16 protein-coding genes and 2 tRNA genes are annotated in these 21,801 nt (G+C 60.0%); 11 read left to right on the forward strand and 7 right to left on the reverse strand.

The features are described from left to right. The first annotated feature begins 83 nt into the window (after positions 1–83). Together ACRWA7_RS24230 and ACRWA7_RS24235 are read left to right on the forward strand one after the other, a co-directional pair. Positions 84–2,495 carry a TonB-dependent receptor gene (locus ACRWA7_RS24230; RefSeq protein WP_438396581.1) on the forward strand — a complete coding sequence of 804 codons (2,412 nt, stop codon included), beginning with the start codon at positions 84–86 and terminating at the stop codon, positions 2,493–2,495. A gap of 46 nt (positions 2,496–2,541) precedes the next feature. Beyond that, entirely contained in the window at positions 2,542–3,954 is a 1,413-nt protein-coding gene (locus ACRWA7_RS24235) for a PepSY-associated TM helix domain-containing protein (protein ID WP_438396582.1), read from the forward strand. A 14-nt stretch (positions 3,955–3,968) separates the two neighbouring features. On the opposite strand, the gene ACRWA7_RS24240 is transcribed toward ACRWA7_RS24235, so the two are convergent. Continuing rightward, positions 3,969–5,126: a glycerate kinase gene (locus ACRWA7_RS24240; protein ID WP_438396583.1), complete on the reverse strand. Its 1,158-nt coding sequence runs from the start codon at positions 5,124–5,126 to the stop codon at positions 3,969–3,971. A 450-nt stretch (positions 5,127–5,576) separates the two neighbouring features. Here ACRWA7_RS24240 and tig point away from each other — a divergent pair, with 450 nt between their 5' ends. From tig to ACRWA7_RS24270, 6 genes are all read left to right on the forward strand, one after another. Next, positions 5,577–6,929 (forward strand): trigger factor, encoded by a 1,353-nt coding sequence (tig, locus tag ACRWA7_RS24245; protein WP_060857194.1) that lies wholly within the window; start codon positions 5,577–5,579, stop codon positions 6,927–6,929. Between the two features lie 178 nt (positions 6,930–7,107). Beyond that, on the forward strand, positions 7,108–7,761 hold the full coding sequence (gene clpP, locus ACRWA7_RS24250; protein WP_056353750.1) for an ATP-dependent Clp endopeptidase proteolytic subunit ClpP: 654 nt from the start codon (positions 7,108–7,110) through the stop codon (positions 7,759–7,761). A gap of 258 nt (positions 7,762–8,019) precedes the next feature. Then, complete coding sequence (clpX, locus tag ACRWA7_RS24255) at positions 8,020–9,291, forward strand: ATP-dependent Clp protease ATP-binding subunit ClpX (RefSeq protein ID WP_060857195.1); 1,272 nt, start codon at positions 8,020–8,022, stop codon at positions 9,289–9,291. Between the two features lie 207 nt (positions 9,292–9,498). Next, positions 9,499–11,922, forward strand: coding sequence for an endopeptidase La (gene lon / locus ACRWA7_RS24260; RefSeq protein WP_060857256.1), 2,424 nt, complete (start codon positions 9,499–9,501; stop codon positions 11,920–11,922). A gap of 271 nt (positions 11,923–12,193) precedes the next feature. Then, positions 12,194–12,466 (forward strand): HU family DNA-binding protein, encoded by a 273-nt coding sequence (locus tag ACRWA7_RS24265; protein ID WP_060857196.1) that lies wholly within the window; start codon positions 12,194–12,196, stop codon positions 12,464–12,466. A 92-nt stretch (positions 12,467–12,558) separates the two neighbouring features. Next, a tRNA-Val gene (locus ACRWA7_RS24270) sits at positions 12,559–12,634 on the forward strand. Between the two features lie 97 nt (positions 12,635–12,731). Here ACRWA7_RS24270 and ACRWA7_RS24275 read toward each other — a convergent pair. From ACRWA7_RS24275 to ACRWA7_RS24285, 3 genes are all read right to left on the reverse strand, one after another. Then, positions 12,732–14,156 carry a sigma 54-interacting transcriptional regulator gene (locus ACRWA7_RS24275; protein WP_438396586.1) on the reverse strand — a complete coding sequence of 475 codons (1,425 nt, stop codon included), beginning with the start codon at positions 14,154–14,156 and terminating at the stop codon, positions 12,732–12,734. A gap of 599 nt (positions 14,157–14,755) precedes the next feature. Then, positions 14,756–15,514 carry a hypothetical protein gene (locus ACRWA7_RS24280; protein ID WP_438396587.1) on the reverse strand — a complete coding sequence of 253 codons (759 nt, stop codon included), beginning with the start codon at positions 15,512–15,514 and terminating at the stop codon, positions 14,756–14,758. 204 nt (positions 15,515–15,718) lie between these two features. Continuing rightward, on the reverse strand, positions 15,719–15,967 hold the full coding sequence (locus ACRWA7_RS24285) for a hypothetical protein (RefSeq protein WP_438396589.1): 249 nt from the start codon (positions 15,965–15,967) through the stop codon (positions 15,719–15,721). 107 nt (positions 15,968–16,074) lie between these two features. On the opposite strand from ACRWA7_RS24285, the gene ACRWA7_RS24290 reads away from it, so the two are divergent. After that, complete coding sequence (locus ACRWA7_RS24290) at positions 16,075–16,554, forward strand: RidA family protein (RefSeq protein ID WP_438396590.1); 480 nt, start codon at positions 16,075–16,077, stop codon at positions 16,552–16,554. Here the strand turns inward: ACRWA7_RS24290 and ACRWA7_RS24295 are convergent. Beyond that, on the reverse strand, positions 16,551–17,339 hold the full coding sequence (locus ACRWA7_RS24295; protein WP_438396591.1) for a helix-turn-helix transcriptional regulator: 789 nt from the start codon (positions 17,337–17,339) through the stop codon (positions 16,551–16,553). The genes ACRWA7_RS24290 and ACRWA7_RS24295 overlap by 4 nt on opposite strands. 284 nt (positions 17,340–17,623) lie before the next feature. Here ACRWA7_RS24295 and ACRWA7_RS24300 point away from each other — a divergent pair. Both ACRWA7_RS24300 and ACRWA7_RS24305 read left to right on the forward strand, forming a co-directional pair. Beyond that, positions 17,624–17,700, forward strand: a tRNA-Asp gene (locus ACRWA7_RS24300). A gap of 168 nt (positions 17,701–17,868) precedes the next feature. Beyond that, positions 17,869–18,969, forward strand: a complete 1,101-nt coding sequence (locus tag ACRWA7_RS24305; protein WP_060857201.1) for a LacI family DNA-binding transcriptional regulator — start codon at positions 17,869–17,871, stop codon at positions 18,967–18,969. Between the two features lie 23 nt (positions 18,970–18,992). Here the strand turns inward: ACRWA7_RS24305 and ACRWA7_RS24310 are convergent, their stop codons facing one another. Together ACRWA7_RS24310 and ACRWA7_RS24315 are read right to left on the reverse strand one after the other, a co-directional pair. After that, on the reverse strand, positions 18,993–20,786 hold the full coding sequence (locus ACRWA7_RS24310) for an IlvD/Edd family dehydratase (RefSeq protein ID WP_438396593.1): 1,794 nt from the start codon (positions 20,784–20,786) through the stop codon (positions 18,993–18,995). A 50-nt stretch (positions 20,787–20,836) separates the two neighbouring features. After that, positions 20,837–21,784: a 2-hydroxyacid dehydrogenase gene (locus tag ACRWA7_RS24315; RefSeq protein ID WP_060857203.1), complete on the reverse strand. Its 948-nt coding sequence runs from the start codon at positions 21,782–21,784 to the stop codon at positions 20,837–20,839. Positions 21,785–21,801: the final 17 nt, after the last annotated feature.

Genomic DNA, 21,801 nt, shown 5'->3' on the forward strand with positions numbered 1-21,801 from the left:
ATCTCGCGCGCCGTTTGAGCGTTCATTCGAACGCGTTCGTCCGGCTGGACCGGCTCTCGTCCACTCATTCAGGATTTTCTTCGATGCTCAAGCTCCTCAAGCGAGCACGGCAGCCATCCGGCCGCCGTGCCGCCGTGCGTTCGCGCGCGTTCAGTTTTCATTCCCATGCCTGCGTGCCGCTTTCGCTGATGGCGCCTGCGTTCGCGCTGGCCGCGCCTGTCGCCACGGCTACGGCGCCGGGCAACTCCGAAACGCCGCCCGATCGCCGCGATACCGACGCCAGCGCGGTTCAGCTCGCTCCCGTCATTGTCACCAGCACGTCGAGCCCGTCCGCCCGTTCCCCGCTCGATCCCGATCTGCCGTCCACGACCGCGACCGTTACCACCGATCAGTCGCAATACTGGAACGTGGTGACAGCCGAAGACGTGTTGAAATACGTGCCGAACCTGGCTGTGCGCAAGCGTTTCATAGGCGATGTGAATTCGCCCATCGCCGTGCGCGGCACGAGTAATTCGCAAACGGCGCGCGGTCTCGTCTACGCCGACGGACTTCTGCTCAGCAATTTCCTCGGCAACACGTTCACGTTCGCGCCGCGCTGGTCGATGGTCTTCGCGGACAACATAGAACGTACCGATGTGATCTATGGTCCGTATTCGGCGCTCTATCCCGGCAATTCGATTGGCGCAACCGTCGCGATCACTACGCGCATGCCGCAGAAATTCGAGGCGGACGCACACGTCCAGGCGTTCAGCCAGCATTTCGATCTGTTCGGCGTGAACCGCAGCTTCAACGGGACCAACTCGTCGGCGACCATTGGCGACAAGAACGGCAATCTGTCCTGGCTGATTGGCGTCGATCATCTGGAAAACACCGGTCAGCCGTTGCAGTTCGCGACACTGGCTGCATCGAATGTTCCGGCGAAGGCCACCGACCGTCCTGTGCCCGGCGCCATTTTCTACAACGACCAGAACAATGCGCGAACCGCGGTTCTGGGCGTAACGGCGGAAGGCATAGAGCGGACCTTCCAAGATCAGTTCAAGCTGAAGCTGGCGTACGATTTCACGCCGACCTTGCAAGCCGGTTTCACGCTTGGCTACTGGCATCAGAAATACAACAGCGACACACAATCGTTTCTTCGCGACGCCGCGGGCAACGCCGTTTATAGCGGCCTTGTGAATATCGGCGGCTACGAATACAACGTCCCGGCCGCCACGTTTGCGCCGAGCCAGGGTTCGAGCGAAAACTTCCTCTACGGGCTGTCGCTCAAGACGCGCAATGCGACGGGCTGGAACGCCGAGGCGGTCGCGTCGTATTTCGACATCACGCAAAGCATTGCACGCACGGCGAACTCGGGCGTTCCAGGCAATGGACCGGGCACGATCGCTTTTGGCAACGGCGCCGGCTGGAAAACATTCGACCTGCGCACAACGTGGACGCCTGCATCGGCAACACCGGGACTTGCTGCGCACTGGCTCTCGTTCGGTTACCACTACGACGACTATTTCCTCGACAACGAAACCTACAACACAGCCGCGTGGCGCGATGGCGGCGGAGCCTCGTTCGCCAATGCATTCGGCGGGCGCACGCAAACTCAAGCCGTCTATGCGCAGGATGCGTGGCGCTTTTTGCCGCGCTGGAAGTTCACCTACGGCGCGCGCTACGAGAACTGGAACGCTTATGACGGCTCGCGTGCAATCGGCGCGACGTCGCTTGCCTACAGCGATGTGAGCCAGAGCCACTGGTCGCCCAAGGCGTCGCTTTCCTTCGATGCCACGCAAGACCTCTTGCTGCGTGCATCGATAGGACGCGCTTATAGATTCCCCACCGTCGGCGAGTTGTTTCAAGGGCAGATCACGGGGTTATCGATTGTCAATAACAACCCTAACCTGAAGCCCGAGGACGATCTCTCCAAGGAACTGACCGCCGAGTGGCAGCATGGAGACGGGGTGTACAGGTTCACGCTGTTTCAGGACGACGTGAAAAACACCTTGTTCAGCCAGACCAACACCACGGTGATACCGAACATCACCAATTTCCAGAACATCGACAAGGTGCGCTCGCGCGGCATTGAGACAAGCTACGAAGGGCAGGACGTGCTGGTTCATGGCCTCGATATCACCGCGGGTCTTGCGTACACGCAGTCGAAGATCGTGGCGAACAGCGGTAATCCGGCGTCGGTAGGCAAGTACTTTTACCGGATCCCGTTGTGGCGCGCGAACCTGGCCGCAACCTGGCGCGCGACCAGCCAGAGCGCCGTCACCGTCGCCGCGCGTTATTCGGGCCGCGAGTACAACACGCTCACCAACACGGACACGAACCCCAACACCTACGGCGGCACGAGCACGTACACCGTGGTGGACGCCAAGTTCACTTTCAAGCCAACCAAGCGCACCGAGCTTGGAATCGGCGTGGATAACCTCTTCGATCATCGCTATTACGTGTTCCATCCGTACGCGGGACGCACGGTTTATGTCGAAGGACGTATCGGTATCTAGGACGCGTGCGCGCGCTTGCTGCCTGATTAATAAGAGGACACCTCACATGCAATCCGCTTCTCTCTCCGATGCCCGCGCGCTCGCGCGGCATCGTCTTCTCTGGCGCTGGCATTTTTATGCCGGCTTGTTCGTCATGCCGCTGCTGCTGGTGCTCGCGATCACCGGCACGCTGTACTGCTTTCAACCGCAGATCGAGCCTTTGCTGTATCGCGATCGAATGATCGTGGATGCTCGCGGCGAGCCGCGTCTGAATCAGGAGATATTGCTCGCCAAGGCAAGCGCCGCCGAGCCACGCGACGCAACGCCCGTGACCGCCGTGATCAACAACGATCCGCGCCGTAGCGCAGAATTCATCTTCAAGTTGAAATCGGGTGCAAATGAAAGCGTTTATATCGATCCGTACAGTGGTGCGATGCTTGGACGGCTGAGCGTGGAGAACCGGTTGATGAAGCAGATTCGCAACATCCACCGCGGCTTGCTGCTGGGCAAGACCGGTGAAATCGTGATGGAACTGGCCGGTTGCTGGACGCTCGTGATGATCGCAACGGGCGTGGCGTTATGGTGGCCGAAAGCGCGGCAGAAGGGCGGACGTTTCGTACCGCGTTTGGCGTCTGTAAAGGGCCGCGCGTGGTGGCGGGAATTGCATGCGGTCGGCGGCGCATGGCTTGCTGTAGGCGCATTGTTTTTCGTGCTGAGCGGCTTGCCGTGGTCAAGCACGTGGGGCAAGCAATTCAAGGCGCTCGCGACATCGGCGCAACTTGGGTATCCGAAGGGCGCCTGGGGCAAGGCGCATGTTCATTCCATCACGCCTGAGCCCGCGATGAACATGGCTGATCCCTCGATGGCCGGCATGAAGATGGACGACCTGCCGTTGCCGCAAACACCCTGGGCGGTGGGCGCCACGCATGTTCCGCATAGCGCTGACGCTACGGGCGCGGCCACGGTTTCGCTCGACCAAGTGGTGAGGATTGCAGCACAAGCGGGCGTCAACGACGGCTACGAGATCGCTTTGCCGGCCACGCCGCAAGGCGTCTACACGGTCTCCTATTTTCCCGCCGATCCACAAGCTGAACGCACGCTTCACATCGACCGGTACAGCGGGCAGATTCTCTCGGACATCGCGTATCGCGATTATGGCCGGGTGGCGCAGTGGATTTCGTACGGGACGTCGCTGCACATGGGACGTTATTTCGGCCTGGCGAATCAGTTGCTCGCTTCGGCAATTTCGCTTGGTCTCGCCGCCATGACCGTGAGCGGTTTTGTGATGTGGCGCAAGCGCCGCCCGGGCGTGACTGTGGGCGCTCCATCGCGGCCGTCTGTGAACCCGCCCATGCGCGCGTGGGCGATCGGCCTGACGGCGCTTGGCATAGTCTTCCCGATGATGGGCCTGACAATGCTCGCTGTGTGGTTATCGGATCGCGTGCTGTTCAATCCCGGAAGAATCGCCAGCACGCGATAAAGCCGTTGCGCCGATCAGCTTCCGTTCGATCCGAACTTCAAGCGAGTCAATTGTTCGGCTTCGTTTGCTAGCAGCGTGGCGGCGTCACGAATGGCGGCCTCCAGCGTGATCGGCCCGGGCGCGGGCGAGAAGCAGCCGCTGAAATGTTCCGACAAACGCGGCAGCGCCGCCGGATCGATCGCGCCCGACAGCAACGATGCAGCCACGCCATGCGCCTTCGCATGCTGGCACGCAATAAACGGCGCCTTGCCGTGCAGCGTCTGCACATCCGAGCGTCCTTCGCCGGTGATCAGCCAATGGGCGCCGTCCAGCGCTGCATCGAGCCCCACTTCCCGCGCGACCACTTCGGCGCCCGCCTCGAAGCGCGCGCCCAGCATATGCAGCGCAAAGCCGAGACCGCCGGCCGCGCCCGCGCCGGGTTTATCGCGCGCTTTGACATTGAGCGCGGGTTCCAGCAGATCGGCGAAATGGGCGAGGGCGGCATCGATGGTCGCAATCTGCTCGGGCGTCACGCCTTTTTGCGGCCCGAAAATCGCGGTTGCGCCATGTTCGCCGGTAAGCGGATTGTTCACGTCGGACATGCCGGTGAATTCCGCCTCGCGCACGCGCGGATCCAGCCCCGTTGCATCGATGCGCGCAATCCTCGCTAGTTGCGACGGCACGGGATCGAGCGCGTTGCCGTCAGCATCGAAAAGCTTGAGGCCGAGACCCGCCAGCAAGCCCGCGCCGCCATCGTTCGTGCTGCTGCCGCCGAGCGCCACATAGAATTTGCGCACGCCGAGATCCAGCAGCGTGCTGATCGCCTCGCCCATCCCGAGCGTGCTGCGCTCGGTGACCGGCACCGCCATGCCGTCCGGGTCCGTGATGCCCACGACTTCCGCCGTTTCCAGGATCGCGCTGCCATCGTCGAGCAGACCGGTCGCGGCGTCGCGCCGTTTGGGCGACGCACCGCGGACATTGATCAGACGGCGCTCGCCGCCGGCCGCCAGCATGGCGTCGAGCGTGCCTTCGCCGCCGTCGGCCATGGGCACGATGCGGATGACGGCATCGGCCTGGGCACGCCGGATACCGCTGGCAATGGCTTGGGCGACCTGTTCCGCGTCGAGCGATCCCTTGAACGAGTCGGGCGCGATCACAACAACCGGGGCAATGGAGGAATGGGAGAGGGGCATGGCGTCTCGTGTTATGGAATTTGCTTGAAATCTATCGGCCCGGCCCGAATTAATCAAACCTTATGCATCCCGCGCATGCTTTCGATGCGCGCCGGATATAACGGACATGCATGGAAGCTCAGGGCGGCCGCAGCCCGCCATGTCCGCACGGAGTCGGAAAACCCGCTCGAAAATCGCTAAAACGCGCCTGATTTGCCGGTATTTGCACGGCTCTGCCCTCAACCGGCGTGGCGCTTGCAAATAGTTTGGTAAAATGTTTGGCTCTGTTGACTCAAAACCGGCGCGGAGGGTGTCCTGTCCGGCTTGCTGAATGCCTCGGCGAGCCGCTGGCTGTCAAGGAACTGCGCAGGAACCGCGAGACGCTGTGCGCCTCATGCGGCGCGAGATCGAACAAGAATTGACCCGATACACGAACCCGAATACTCGATTTACTCTAGGACGATAGAAGCCATGGCTAACGTTGTTGAAAACCTCGGCAAGCTCGAACGCCGTGTGACGATTTCCCTGCCGAAAGATACGGTGCAAAAGGAAGTGGATTCGCGTATCCGTCAGCTGGCGAAGAACGTGCGCATGCCGGGCTTCCGCCCGGGCAAGGTGCCGCTCAAGATGGTCACGCAGCAGTACCAGGGCCAGGTCGAAGCCGAAGTGCTGAGCGACAAGGTCGGCAAGGAATTCTTCGACGTCACGCGCACGGAAAACCTGCGCGTGGCAGGCCAGCCGAGTTTCGCGCCGAAGGTGGCCGAGGGCGAAGTCGCCGAAGACTACGCCTTCGACGCGACCTTCGAGGTGTATCCGGAAGTGAAGATCGGCGACGTTGCAACGGCCGAGATCGAACGCACGGTGACGAACATCTCGGAAGCCGAGATCGACCGTACGCTGGAAATCCTGCGCAAGCAGCGCGTGCATTTTCACGCGCGCGGCGAAGGCGGCGAGCATGGCGACGGCGGCGCGGATACGGCGGCCAAGGACGGCGACCGCGTGACCATGGACTTCGTGGGCAAGCTTGACGGCGCGCTGTTCGAAGGCGGCAGCGCTGAAGACTTCACGTTCGTTTTGGGCGAAGGCCGCATGTTGCCGGAATTCGAAACCGCGGCGCTCGGCCTGAAGGTCGGTGAGTCGAAGGAATTCGATCTCAAGTTCCCGGACGATTACCACGGCAAGGACGTGGCCGGCAAGACGGCCCAGTTCACGATCACCATGAAGAAGATCGAATGGCCGCATCTGCCGGAAATCGACGCCGACTTCGCCAAGTCGCTGGGTGTGGAAGACGGTGACATTGCCAAGATGCGCGGCGAGATCAAGGACAACCTGGAGCGCGAAGCCAAGCGCCGCACGCAGCAAATCGTGAAGAACCAGGTCATGGACGCGCTCCTGAAGATTTCGGATCTCGACGTGCCGAAGGCGCTGGTCGAGCAGGATCAGGAACGTCTGGTGGAAATGGCGCGCCAGGATCTGCAACAACGCGGCGTGCCCAACGCGGCCGACGCGCCTATCCCCGCTGAAATGTTCGCGGAACAAGCTGAACGCCGAGTCAAGCTGGGCCTGGTTCTGGCCGAACTGGTCAAGGCTCACGACCTGCAGGCAAAGCCGGAACAGATCCGCGCTGAAGTTGATGAATTCGCGAAAAGCTACGAGGACCCGAAGGAAGTCGTCCGCTGGTATTATTCGAACCAGCAGCGCCTTGCCGAGATGGAAGCGTACGTCGTGGAAAGCAACGTCGTCGAATTTGTGCTCGGCCGGGCACGAGTGAGCGACAAGGAAGTAAGCTTCGAAGAATTGGCCAGCGCGACGGCGCAAGCGTAAGCAGCGTCGGGAAGGCGTGCAGGGCCGTCGGGGTGACGGGCCGGCACGCCTTTTTTGCGTTTATGCAGGATTGACGTTTTCGGCGCCGGTTTTGCAAGTCATTGCAAGTTACCGTGTTTGGCCCTATCTAAGGATGTTGCTTGTTGCTCAGTATCCCTATTCCGAACAAGGAAATTGCATGACCTATCGCGCTCAATTGCTGGACTCGCTTGCATCGAACGCGCCGCATGATTTCGAAACCAAGGCGCTGGGTCTGGTGCCGATGGTTGTTGAAACGAGTGGCCGCGGTGAACGTGCTTATGACATCTATTCGCGCTTGCTGAAAGAGCGCGTCGTGTTCCTGGTCGGCGAAGTGAACGACCAGACGGCAAACCTCGTTGTCGCGCAGTTGCTGTTTCTCGAAAGCGAGAACCCGGACAAGGACATCAGCCTTTACATCAACAGCCCGGGCGGCTCGGTTTCCGCCGGCATGGCGATCTACGACACCATGCAATTTGTGAAACCGGACGTCGCCACGCTGTGCATGGGTCTTGCAGCAAGCATGGGTGCGTTCCTGCTGGCCGCCGGCGCCAAGGGCAAGCGCGTGGCGCTGCCCAACGCACGCGTGATGATTCACCAGCCGCTTGGCGGCGCGCGCGGGCAGGCATCGGATATCGAGATTCAGGCGCGGGAAATCCTGTACCTGAAGGAGCGTTTGAATCAGCTGCTGTCGCACCATACCGGTCAGCCGGTCGAGCGTCTCGCCCGCGATACGGATCGCGACAATTTCATGTCCGGCGACGACGCGCAGGCTTATGGTCTTGTGGACCAGGTTCTTCACAAGCGTCCTTGAGTGGTTACGCGCCGGACCCGGGAATAACCAGTCCGGCCGAGCGTTTCATTAAGAAGACGTTGTGGAACAAGGCTGTGCAGCGGCTCGGTTCCCAGCGGGCACGCAGCAAGGAAGCCCGGCACACCATGCTGGAGCCGACGCGCGAAAATGGCGTTAAAGCACACGCCACACACGCTTTCACCTACTGCACATGCCGTTTCTGCGTAGGTGAATTGAGCGGCGTATTATGTAATCGAGTGTCCGGAGGCTCACACATCCATGGCGGACAAAAAGGGTTCAAGCAGCGAAAAGCTGTTGTATTGCTCGTTCTGCGGTAAAAGCCAGCACGAGGTCAAGAAGCTGATTGCCGGTCCTTCCGTATTCATCTGCGATGAATGCATCGACTTGTGCAACGAAATCATTCGCGACGAGGCAGCGGGCGCGGCGGAAGAGGCCGGCCTGACGAAATCGGATTTGCCGAGTCCGCAGGAAATCAGCGAGATCCTGAACCAGTATGTGATTGGTCAGGACCGCGCGAAGCGCATTCTTGCCGTGGCGGTTTATAACCACTACAAGCGCCTCAAGCATCTCGAGAAGAAGGACGATATCGAGTTGTCGAAGAGCAACATCCTGCTCATCGGACCCACGGGTTCGGGCAAGACCTTGCTCGCGCAAACGCTCGCACGCATGCTGAACGTTCCGTTCGTCATTGCAGACGCAACCACGCTCACCGAAGCGGGTTATGTTGGTGAAGACGTCGAGAACATTATTCAGAAGCTGCTGCAAAACTGTAACTACGAAGTCGACAAGGCCCAACGCGGCATTGTCTATATCGACGAAATCGACAAGATCAGCCGCAAGTCGGATAACCCGTCCATCACGCGCGACGTGTCGGGCGAGGGCGTCCAGCAGGCGCTGTTGAAGCTGGTCGAAGGCACGATGGCTTCAGTGCCGCCGCAAGGCGGGCGCAAGCACCCGAACCAGGATTTCATCCAGGTCGACACCACCAATATCCTGTTCATCTGCGGCGGCGCGTTTGACGGCCTGGAAAAGGTCATCATCGACCGGACGGAAAAGACCGGGATTGGCTTTGGCGCGAGCGTCAAGAGCAAGGTCGACCGTGACGCAGGTGAAGTGCTGCGCGAAGTGGAACCGGAAGATCTGATCAAGTTCGGTTTGATTCCCGAACTGATTGGCCGTTTGCCAGTGGTCGCCACGCTTGGCAAGCTGGATGAAGAAGCGCTGATCAAGATTCTGATCGAGCCGAAGAATGCGCTGGTGAAGCAGTATCACAAGCTGTTCAACATGGAACGGGTGGATCTTGAGATTCGTCCGGCCGCGTTGCAGGCGATTGCCCAGAAGGCGATCCGGCGCAAGACGGGTGCGCGTGGCTTGCGCTCCATTCTGGAACAGGCGTTGCTGGATGTGATGTACGAGTTGCCGACCATGAAGGGCGTCAGCAAAGTTATCGTGGACGACAACACCATTGACGGCGACGGCAAGCCGCTGTTGATTTACGAAGATACACCGAAGGTAGCAGGTTCTAACTGAAGTAGGGCTGTGTGTCGGCGAAAAGCCGTTCATGGCAACGTGAACGGCTTTTCGTTTATTTTTTTCGGATATCTTGTGGATGTTACTGACACGTTACTGAGGCGAATTTTTTCGATTCACTGATCTTTTCCCACACGCTTAAGGCTTGCAATCCATTTTGACGGCCTTATTTACGACTGAACTGATTCCACTACTGGGGAAATGAAAATGTCAGGAACCCAACTCCTCCCGCAGGAACGCATTACTCTCCCGCTGCTCCCGCTGCGCGACGTAGTCGTTTTCCCGCATATGGTCATTCCGCTTTTTGTCGGACGACCCAAATCGATCAAGGCCCTCGAAGCTGCGATGGAAGGTGGCAAGCACATCATGCTTGTTGCCCAGAAAACCGCCGCGAAAGACGAGCCGACCGAAAAAGACATGTACGAAGTGGGATGCGTTGCAAACATCCTGCAAATGCTGAAGCTTCCAGACGGTACCGTTAAGGTGCTTGTGGAAGGCTTGCAGCGCGCCAGAACGCTCACGATCGAAGAACAGGAAACGCAGTTTTCCTGCGACGTGATGCCGCTCGAACCCGACCACGCCGACAGCGCCGAAACCGAAGCACTGCGCCGCGCGATCGTGTCGCAGTTCGATCAGTACGTGAAGCTCAACAAGAAGATTCCTCCCGAGATCCTGACGTCGCTGTCGGGTATCGACGAAGCGGGTCGTCTGGCCGATACCATCGCGGCGCACTTGCCGTTGAAGCTCGACCAGAAGCAGCACATTCTCGAAATGCTTCCGGTGGTCGAGCGCCTTGAACATCTGCTTGCGCAGCTCGAAGCCGAGATCGATATCCTGCAGGTCGAAAAGCGTATCCGTGGACGCGTGAAGCGTCAGATGGAGAAGAGCCAGCGCGAGTACTACCTGAACGAACAGGTCAAGGCGATCCAGAAGGAATTGGGCGAAGGCGAGGAAGGTGCGGATCTCGAGGAACTCGAGAAGCGCATCACCAACGCGCGCATGCCGAAAGAAGCCAAGAAGAAGGCGGATGCGGAGCTGAAGAAGCTCAAGCTGATGTCGCCGATGTCGGCCGAAGCGACTGTGGTGCGCAACTACATCGACACGCTGATTGGCCTGCCGTGGCGCAAGAAGAGCAAGGTCAACAACGACCTCTCGAATGCGGAACGCGTACTCGACGAAGATCACTTTGGCCTGGAGAAGGTCAAGGAACGGATCCTCGAGTATCTTGCGGTCCAGCAACGTGTAGAGAAGGTCAAGGCGCCTATCCTGTGTCTCGTCGGGCCTCCGGGCGTCGGCAAGACCTCGCTGGGCCAGTCGATCGCTCGTGCAACGAATCGCAAGTTCGTGCGCATGGCGCTTGGCGGCGTACACGACGAGTCCGAGATTCGCGGTCACCGTCGCACGTATATTGGGTCGATGCCCGGCAAGATCCTGCAGAGCCTCGCGAAAGTCGGCGTGCGCAATCCGCTTTTCCTGCTCGATGAAGTCGACAAGATGGGCATGGATTTCCGCGGCGACCCGGCTTCCGCTTTGCTTGAAGTGCTCGATCCGGAACAGAACCATACGTTCGCCGATCACTACATTGAAGTGGACTTCGACTTGTCGGACGTGATGTTCGTGGCGACCTCGAACTCGCTGAACATTCCGCCGCCGTTGCTCGACCGGATGGAAGTGATTCGCCTCTCGGGTTACACCGAAGACGAGAAAGTCAACATTGCGCAGAAGTACCTGTTGCCGAAGCAAACGCGCAATAACGGCCTGAAGCAGGGCGAGATGGATCTGACGGAAGAAGCGATCCGCGACATCATTCGTTACTACACGCGTGAAGCCGGCGTTCGGTCGCTCGAACGCGAAATGTCGAAGATCTGCCGCAAGGTCGTGAAGATGCTTCTGCTGAAGAAGGCAGAAGGCGCGGTCAAGGTCGACGGCAGCAATCTGGACACGTTCCTCGGCGTGCGCAAGACCGACTTCGGTCTGGCCGCGAAGGAAAACCAGGTGGGCCAGGTGACGGGTCTCGCGTGGACGGAAGTGGGCGGCGATTTGCTGACCATCGAAGCCGCAGTGATGCCGGGTAAGGGCAACATCATCCGTACAGGTTCGCTTGGCGACGTGATGAAGGAATCGGTCGAGGCTGCACGCTCGGTGGTGCGTTCACGGTCGCGTCGTCTGGGTGTATCGGACGAAGCGTTCGAGAAGAAGGACATCCATATTCACGTGCCCGAAGGCGCGACGCCGAAGGACGGCCCGTCCGCGGGTATCGCAATGACAACGGCGCTGGTGTCGGTGCTGACGGGTATTCCGGTTCGCGCGGATGTTGCGATGACCGGTGAAATCACGCTGCGTGGCGAAGTGTTGCCTATTGGCGGATTGAAGGAGAAGTTGCTGGCGGCGCATCGCGGTGGCATCAAGCTCGTGCTGATCCCGGAAGAAAACACGAAGGATCTGGCCGAGATTCCGGATAACGTGAAGAACGCGATCGAAATCGTTCCGGTTCGCTGGATCGACAAGGTGCTCGAGCTTGCGCTCGAACGTGTTCCCGCTGCTTTGCCGGATGAAGAAGCGAAGCCCGCAACGCCTGCCGTCGCTGAAAAGAAGGACACGCCCGCTGCAGGCGACTTCGTGAAGCATTGATCGGCGTCGATGTTTGGCCGAAAGTTTGACCGAAGCGCGGATTGAACTGTCGCGCGGATGTCGAGAAAGTCAGAAACCCGCGGGGTGTTCCCCGCGGGTTTTTTATTGCACGCCCGACGCGAGCGAATGGTGCGTGGAATCAGGCTCAATCCCGGTTGACACACGTGTTTCGGCTACTTCTAATGACCGCCGCATAGTTGGCTTAAGGCCTGTGCTCAAGGCAGTTCGCTCCTTGCATTGCCCAACCACAAACCATTATCGGGGGATCACAATGAACAAGACGGAATTGATCGACCATATCGCGCAGCAGGCGGATATATCAAAAGCAGCGGCGGGACGAGCGCTGGAGGCCGTGATCGGCGGCGTGAAGACGACGCTGGAAAAAGGCGGTTCGGTCACGCTGGTTGGGTTTGGAACATTCGCGGTTGGCAAGCGCACGGCGCGCACGGGCCGCAATCCTCGCACGGGCGACGCCATCAAGATCAAGGCTGCAAAAGTCCCTAAATTTCGCCCTGGCAAAGCGCTGAAAGATGCGCTAAACTAGCGGACTCGCTGGGTACGGAACGGTTTGGGTAAGTTGTAACCAAGTTGCCAATCCAGTAGAAACGCACAAGTTGTTGCGGAATTTGCAAGGCGGGGTGCTTAGCTCAGTTGGTAGAGCGGCGCCCTTACAAGGCGTAGGTCGGGAGTTCGAGCCTCTCAGCACCCACCACCGTTTTGCAGACTCGGCGTTATGAACGTGCTCTGGAAACCCACACGGCTTTTGGCTCTGTGGGTTTTTTGTTGTCCCGTGATTTCTCAGCAGTTTTTCAGCATGCGGTACGACGGCCGCTCTCGGCGAGATTGAAAAACCGTGAGTTCGGGAGCAGGTCCGGTTCGACATCGTCGGTATCGACGGATGGCGTCCTGAGCCCATGCGCCGTCAATAGCCTGTACAGCGTCACGCGCGATATCTCCAGTTCTCGCGCGGTATCGTTGAGCCTTCCACGATGCCGAAGCAAGGCGAGTTCGATCGCATGGCGTTCCGCCGCGTGGCGAGCCTGCGCGAGCGAGACGGGCGCGACTTCCACATAATCGGCGAGTTCAAGGTCGCGGGCGGTGATCTGCCGCCCCTCGGACATCACGATTGCGCGCCGCACGCGGTTGATCAGCTCGCGCACATTACCGGGCCAGCCGTAGTGATAGATTGCGGCGGTCGCATCGGGCGAAAAACCGCGCAGCCGCCGCGTCCCATCTTTTCGGTATCGATCGAGCATATGCTTGGCGAGTAGCTCGATGTCCGTACCCCGCCCACGCAACGGCGGTTCATCGATTTGCAGCACGCACAGCCGATGATACAAATCAGCGCGAAAACGGCCTTCCATCATTGCGCGTTCCATATCGACGTGAGTCGCCGAAATGATGCGTACGTCGACCGCCGTGGATGCGTGGCCGCCAAGGCGCTCTATCTTGCGTTCCTGCAGGAAACGCAGCAGGCTCGCCTGGCTTTCGAGCGGCAGGTCGCCGATTTCATCGAGGAACAGCGTGCCGCCGTTAGCCGCCTCGACACGCCCGATCTTGCGCTGGTTCGCGCCGGTGAACGCGCCGCGCTCGTAGCCGAACAACTCGGATTGAAGCAGATGCGGCGGAACGGCACCGCAATTGATCGCAACGAACGGCTGGTCGCGCCGCGCCGAGCGCTCGTGAATGGCGACGGCAGTCAGCTCCTTGCCGGTGCCCGATTCGCCGGAGATGAATACGGCGGCGTCGGTCATGGCGACTTTGCGGATTGAGCGGTACAGCGTGCGCATCGGTTCGCACGATCCGATCATCTGGCCTTCGGCATCCTCGCCGAGCGGATCGTTCGAAGCCGTGTCGTGCAATGACGCCATGCCATACGCGTGTCCGACGACGTCGATGATGCGCTGGTTCGGAACGGGCAGGGTGATGTAGTCGAAGCAGTAGTCGCGGATCAGCCGGCGCACGGCTTCGTCGTCGGTTTGTCCCGGCGCGACGGTTGCGACCCAGCCTGCGGCGGTTTTATCGAGCAGTTCTTCAATGGCAGAGAAGTCCCGAGGCAATTCGCAGTTCGACAGATCGAGCAGTCCGCCCAGCACCGCCTGATTTCCCGGTGCATGCTTGCGTGCGTGGGGAGGAAGCACGATGACCTCCCAGTTGCGTCCCTCGAAATTAGACGTGAGCGACATCGACGCATCTCGACACACGTAGATCAGTTTGCGCGTTGTCGAATCCATACATGCCTCGGCTAATGCTGCGTTTGGACGGGTCCGGCCGCACTAGTAAAGGGCCCGGCCACGGAATCAATTTCTAGATTATGCCGAGCAAAAACGAGACAGCGCACGCGCGTTTGAAGCCTCATGAAACATTTCAATCGGGGCGGCGTGGGCTATCGTCTTAGGTTAAGAAAAGCTTGCGCAGCATGGCCATACATCTCGGTAGTTAGTTCGTGAAGGAGTAACTGTTTGGCGCAATTGTGCGAGTGTTGGATACGGATGTGGCGGACATTAAATTCCCCCCTTATTCGGTGTGAAATCCCCGCGAGACCGATAGCTGCAAGCACGAACGAGCTTCGAGCAAGCGAAACCGAGACGAATTCGAGTTAACTGAAGACTGGCGCAAAACGCCTAATTAGGGGCGGTACGATGGCGCATTATGCTGATGCGAAGAAGCAACAGATTTGCGCCGAAACACGCTGCTAATTTGGCTGTAACCCGCGTGTGCTATGGGACGCGAATGAAATGAGCCTTTAGATATCGCATGGCGATTGAAACGCACTGCCAAACGTTTGCGAGTTTTAAACGAGCCTGTTCAAGGCAGCAGTTTTCTCAGCGCATTAAGGCTTGGAGTAGATGTCGTTGAGATTGGCAAACGACTGAGTATCGCGCCGGAACATGAGTCGTTCAGGGCGTCGGCGCGCAACAATCCGCGTGTCGGTGCGCCTTATCGCCGTGGGAGTCACTCCCGGCGACGGCGCGACGATCGCGGGGCCTCCAGGCACGCCAGTCTGCGCCACGGCACGCAGCAGCATGTCTCGCGCTTCGGAATCCGACACGTCGCTCGCCAGAGCGTCGCCGGCGGCTCGCAGCACACATGGGTTATCGCCGGCTTTTTCGCACGCGCGTGCAAGTCCTATGGCGGCGTCCCGCGCGAGTTCGCGCTGAATCAATTCGTTCGTGATCTGACGTACGTCGTCTCGCTTGCTTTCGCTGGCCGGCAACATCGCAAGGCGTGTGCGGGCGTCGCCGAGTGCTCCGCGCACCATTGAGAGCCGGGTCGCGTTGATGGTGCCCGCGATATCGAGCGATGCGTTCTTTGCGTAGAGAGGCGCATCGATCCGCGCGTCGGGCGCCAGCCGCGGAATGCTGTTCTGCGCAATCGGCTCGGTACCCGGCTCCGAACCATCGTGCTCTGTTGCTGAACCGAAAGCCAGATACATCCCGCCGGCCAGCAGTGCAACGAGGGCAACGCCAATCACCGTGTTTCTGAGCTTTCGGTCGGGTTTTCTTTCGACGGCGAGCGCTTCAGCGCGTTCGTAGGGTTCTGCTTCTTCGAGACTCGGGCACGCCGAATCCGGCGAAGTTCGCGAGTGCATCAGACTCTCCCGGAGCGTTCGCTTGCTGGCCGTATCCATGATGGCTTTGCCAGCCCCGCTCATTTCGGGCATGCACGGTTCACCTGCTGCGTCGCCAGCGGCGATCGTGTGGCAACGGCTGCAGGCAGCATGAGGCGAAGAGAGCACATTACCGCACGTAAGGCAGTAATCGGTCGGATCTGTATTGGGCACGGTCAGGTCGCATCAAAAGGCAAAAGCAAAATCGCTCGAAAGAGATATTAACGGTTCGGAGCGGCGAGGGTGTTCGCCACAAGCATGATCGATGCCGACCTGCAGGTAGACGCGCACACCTTTTCCCATGCTGGCGCTGGCCGAAATGCCACCGGCCGAGCCAGGCGCATGACTGTAGAAAATAACCCGGTTTTGCAATTTCGGCAGGAACAGAAGCGCGGCGAACCATTGAAGCATCGGGGAAAAAACGGCTTCAGGCAACTTATCGTTCGCACACGCACGTGGGTGAAATCAACAAAATGTTGACGTTAATAATATATTGTTGAATTATCGGATTTCATGCTTTGTTCACTTGCCACCAGGAATACATGACCATTCACCGAAGACTGAAAGAACTGGATCTGGATTTGCCCCCGGCCCCGAAGCCTGCAGCATCGTATGTGACCGTGGTCGAGGCGTCGAACCTGATCTTCGTTTCCGGGCAGGGCCCGCTGGTTGGGGCTGACCCCGTGTGTACGGGACGCATCGGCGAAACGCTTACGCTGGAAGACGGATATCGCGCAGCACGCTTGTCCGCCATGAACGCGCTGGCGGCGCTGGATGCCGAGATCGGTCTTGATCGTGTGATGCGGATCGTGAAGCTGACCGGATGGGTCAGCAGCGCTCCCGATTTCTATTTCCAGCATCGCGTAGTGGATGGCGCGTCCGACCTGCTGATCGCGCTTTTCGGAGAGAACGGCTTGCACACCCGATGCGCGCTGGGCGTGCATGTACTGCCATTTAACATACCGGTCGAAATCGAGCTGGTGGCGGCACTGAAACCCGAGCCGGTGGGCGAGGAAAGCTAGGCTGGCTTCTTCGCTGATTTTTTTGTAGCAGTTTGCTTGGGCGCGGCCGCGCGCAGATCGCTGCCTCGCGGCTGACCCAGTTCTTCAAGATAGTTGTAGATCGTAAAACGAGTGACCGATAGCGCTTCTGCAACTCGCTCGACTGCGCCCTTGATCATGAAGACACCGCGCTTCGTGAGTTCGGACACGACCTTCAGCTTCTGACTTTTATCCATGAGCGCAACCGGCACGCCTGCACGCTGCATCGCGTCGCTCACAATCTCTTCAATGAGTTCGTCGATAGTCTGACGATGATCCGCCTCTTTCACCTGCGGGTCGCTCTGCCGCGAGAGCATGCGTCCCAAGCTCGCATGCAGGACCTGATAGTCGGTGAGATCGGTGTTCGCACACACCGAAGCGACCGGCACGCCTTTCTTGTTGCGCAGCAGGACCGTCATGGAGAGCAGTTCGCGGCCATCCTTGGTGCGAGACTTGTAGCGTCCCACGGAAGTCGTGACGCCTTTCGATGGCGGCCGTGGATCTAGCAGCAGATCAAAGCCTTTGTCGTCCACAGGCGCTGCGATGATCGGGTCGCCGACCTGCCGTCCGGTCACGTGACCGTTGACGATTGCGAAAGTGGAATGCGCCGGATTGCGCATGTCGTGGAGAATCAATTCGGTGTTCGCGCTGATGACCGAACTCAGGCCGTCGAGCACGGACGCCAGGATTTCCAGGAGCTTCTGATCTTCGTCGGTTGTCGTGATCGTCTTATCCGACAGCGTCAGGTCAGTCAGTTTCTGTTTCAAGGAATCGCTCTCGCTAAGCTGGGTTTTCAGGGCGGCTCTGCGCCACTTTCTGTCAGTTTGAGTTTATCGGATTTGAGTTGGCGCACATCGACGCTCGACGTTCGAGCGGGGAGCAAACGCTTCCTGCCATACCGATAAAAAATTTTTCGCATCGCCGGAAATTTCGTTATATACTTCGTCCCCCGATTGATTGAAACGGTTGCAGGACAAGGCTGACAGAGGTGTTGTCCACGCTTTAACACTGACGCGTTCCGGTTCGAATCATTGCGGCAAGCAGCACAAATGGAGTGGTAGTTCAGTTGGTTAGAATACCGGCCTGTCACGCCGGGGGTCGCGGGTTCGAGTCCCGTCCGCTCCGCCAGCATCCCGTTTCAAGCAGTATCGAAGTTCCAGTGTCGAAGCAAAATTTCAGAGCCCGCCTGCAGTTCACAGCGGGCTTTTTGCTTTTCGGCACATCCGTTTATCGGGTGGGTTAACCACGAACGGTCATCCAGTATCATTAACAGACTCAGTCAATGATTCCTGCACGATGCCCGACGACCACAAGCTTCCGACTTCCGCACCGCCCCGGATGGCCGACGTAGCGCGCGTTGCCGGAGTCTCCAAGATGACCGTATCGCGTGTACTGGCCGGCAGGCCGGTAGGCGCCGCCACGCGCGAGCGCGTGCTGAGCGTGGTCAATGAATTAGGGTATGTGGCGGATGCGGCGGCGGGTGCGTTGTCGTCGGGGCGTTCCTCGTTTGTGGCCGTGCTCGTGCCGTCGCTGTCGAGTTCGAATTTCTCCGATACCGTGCGCGGCATCAACGACGTGATCGAACCGGCGGGCATGCAATTGCTGCTCGCGAACACGGACTACGAGTTGCCGCGCGAGGAAGAACTCGTGCGGGCGATGCTGCGCTATCAGCCGCGCTGCATCGTGCTCACGGGTAGTCACCACACCGCCGAAACACATTCGTTGCTGGCCCGCGCGCGCATTCCCGTTGTTGAAACGTGGGACATGCCGGCCAATCCTATCGATCGGGTGGTGGGATTCTCGAATGTGGAGGCGTCGGCCGCGATGGTGCGTCATCTCCACGAGCGCGGTTATAAACGCATTGCGTTCGTGAGCAGCGCGTCGAAGCTGGACCGGCGCGGTATCGATCGTCGTCGCGGATATCTGAAAGCGGTGAGGGCGGCAGGGTGCGAGCCGCGCGACATCACCAAAAGCGCGTGGACCACGACCATGGCGCACGGCGTTGCCATGGCGCATGGCGCGGCCGCGTTAAAGCAGTTGCTGGAACGCTGGCCCGATACCGACGCGGTCATGTGCGCGAGCGATATCCACGCGTTCGGCGCGGTCATGGCGTGCCATCGGCTCGGGTTGTCGGTTCCGGGCGATATCGCCATTGCCGGGTTCGGCGACTTCGAAGTCTCGCGCCATTGCTATCCGACGATCACAACCGTTTCCGTCGATGCCTATGGCATTGGACGTGCGACCGGCGAGTCCTTGCTCGCGGCGCTCGACGAAACCGATGCCGGTGAGAAGCAGGACAAGACGCGCGGCGCGAAGGCGGCGCCGGCAGCGAGGCGCGAGCCATTGCCGCCTATCATCGAAATTCACTACGAAGTCGTGCCGCGCGAGAGTACATAGGAGCCCACGCAGCACGAACATGCTCAATGGTTATGCCGCGACTCCCCGCGCGTTTCGACAATGTTGAGATACAGGGTCGCCGGTTCCAGGCACGCGCCGCTGCCGTGCTGCCCGACCATGCTTCGGTAGATCTCTTCCCATGGCGTCATGTGCTTGAGCACCGGCGGCTTCCACGCCGCGCGACGCTGCGCGAGTTCTGCCTCGGGAATCATCAGGTCGACCTTGCGCGTCTTCAGGTCAATGCGAATCCTGTCGCCCGATACCAGCAGCGCAAGGCCGCCGCCGACAGCCGCTTCCGGCGACACATTCAGAATGGAAGGACTCGCCGATGTCCCGCTTTGACGGCCATCGCCAAGCGTGGGCAATGTATCGATACCGCGCTTGAGCAATGCCGCCGGCGGCTGCATGTTCACCACTTCGGCGCCGCCCGGGAAACCCACCGGGCCGCAATTGCGGATGACGAGAATCGAGCGTTCGTCGACACCTGTTTCCGGGTCCTCGATACGCGCGTGATAATCCTCCGGGCCTTCGAACACGACGACCTTGCCCTCGAACACATCGGGATGATCGGGGTCCGCGAGAAAGCGCTTGCGGAAGGCTTCGTCGATCACGCTGACCTTCATCACGGCGCTGTCGAAGAGGTTGCCCGAGAGCACCACGTACCCCGCCGATTCCTTCAACGGGTTGGCATACGCGCGGATCACCTCGCGATCGGGCGCGGGCACCGGGGACAGATCTTCGGCCAGGGTCTTGCCTGTCACCGTACGCACGTCCGCGTTCAACTTGCCTGCATCGAGCAGTTCCTTCATCACGGCCGGCACGCCGCCTGCCCGATGAAACGCTTCGCCCAGAAAACGTCCCGCGGGCTGGCAATCCACCAGCAGGGGCACGTCGGGCCCAAGCCGTTGCCAGTCGTCTAGCGTATGGTCGATGCCCATGTGCCGCGCGATCGCGATCATGTGGATCGGGCAATTCGATGAAGCGCCCAGCGCCGCGGCCGCCACGACCGCGTTCTCGAATGCGCCCTTCGTCATGATGTCCGAAGGCCGCAGGTTCTCGCCGACCATCTCCACAATGCGCTTGCCCGTTGCATACGCGATCCATCCGCGTTCGCGATGCGGCCCTGGAATCGCAGCGCATCCCGGCAGCGACATGCCGAGCGCTTCGGCGAGCGAGTTCATGGAAAGCGCGGTGCCCATGGTGTTGCAATGTCCAACCGATGGCGCCGACGATGCCACCCTGTCCATGAATCCCGGGTAATCGATCTCACCCGCCGAGAGCTGTTTGCGCGCGTCCCAGATTACGGTGCCGGAGCCGGCCAGCTTGCCTTGATACCAGCCGTCGAGCATGGGACCGCCGGACAGGACGATTGAAGGAATGTTGACCGTGGCCGCGGCCATCAGACAGGCGGGCGTGGTTTTGTCGCAGCCGGTGGTGAGCACGACGCCGTCGATGGGATAGCCGTGCAGGATTTCCACGAGCCCTAGATAGGCGAGATTGCGATCGAGCGCGGCGGTCGGGCGCTTGCCGGTTTCCTGGATCGGATGCACGGGGAACTCGAGCGGAATGCCGCCTGCGTCGCGGATGCCGTCGCGCACTCGCTTGGCGAGTTCCAGATGATGCCGGTTGCAGGGCGCGAGGTCCGAGCCCGTCTGCGCGATACCAATGATCGGCTTGCCCGACTGCAATTCTTCGCGCGTGATGCCGTAGTTCATGTAGCGCTCGAGATACAGCGCGGTCATGCCGGGGTCGGAGGGGTCATCGAACCAGCGGCGGCTGCGAAGCGGGTTTTGCGGGGTGTTCGATTGATTCGACATGCTTATATATCCGTCTCTTTGTATGGGGGATTCAGCGATTCGCTCGCGGTTCAGCGCGCCAGAAATTCGGTCACGAGAGGCGCACCGCTAAAAAACGCCTCGAGATTCTCGCGCACCAGTTGCGCCATCGCGCCGCGCGTTTCAACGGTCGCGCTGGACCGATGCGGTTGCAGCACCACGTTGCCCAGCGTGAAGAAGCGCGGATCGATTGAAGGCTCGTTCCAGAATACATCCAGCGCCGCGCCGCGAATACCATTCGTGCTCAGATATTCGAGCAACACCGGTTCATCGACAATGCTGCCGCGCGCAATGTTCACCAGGATGCCGCCGGGACCGAGCGCGTCGAACACATCGCGGCTTACCGACGCCTGGCTCTGCCGGTCCGCCGCCGCGCAGATCACGAGAAAGTCCGACTCGAGCGCAAGACTCACGGCGCTGTCGTAATACGTGTAGTCGACATCGCTGAAACGAATGCGATCGTGATACGCAATCGACATGTCGAACGCGGCGGCACGCCTGGCGAGCGCCCGTCCCACGCGACCAAGCCCAAGAATGCCGAGGCGTTTGCCGAACATGCGCGTGGCAAGCGGTATTGCGGCTTTGCCCCATTGGCCGTCGCGCACGACGCGATCGTTCGCCGGAATCTGACGCGCAATGGACAACATCAGGCCCATGCCCATGTCGGCGACATCGCCTGTCAGCACATCGGGCGTATTGGTGACACGAATGCCGCGCCGCGCCGCGTGCGCGAGATCGATTGCATCGACACCCACGCCGTACGACACGATGATCTCAAGCGCCGGCAACGCGTCGATCAACTCGGCGCTCGCACCGGCTTCGCCATTGGTCGCGAGCGCACGAATACGTGGTCCGACCTCGGCGAGCAATGCGTCGCGATCCGGGGAATCCGACAGGACATGCAGCGTGTAATGGCGCTCTAGTTCCGTCATGTCCCGCTCGGGATACCGGACGACTACCAGTAAATCCGCCTTGTGCATGCTATCTCCTCATGTTA

The organism is Caballeronia sp. DA-9 (assembly GCF_051615025.1).
Taxonomy (GTDB): Bacteria; Pseudomonadota; Gammaproteobacteria; order Burkholderiales; family Burkholderiaceae; genus Caballeronia; species Caballeronia sordidicola.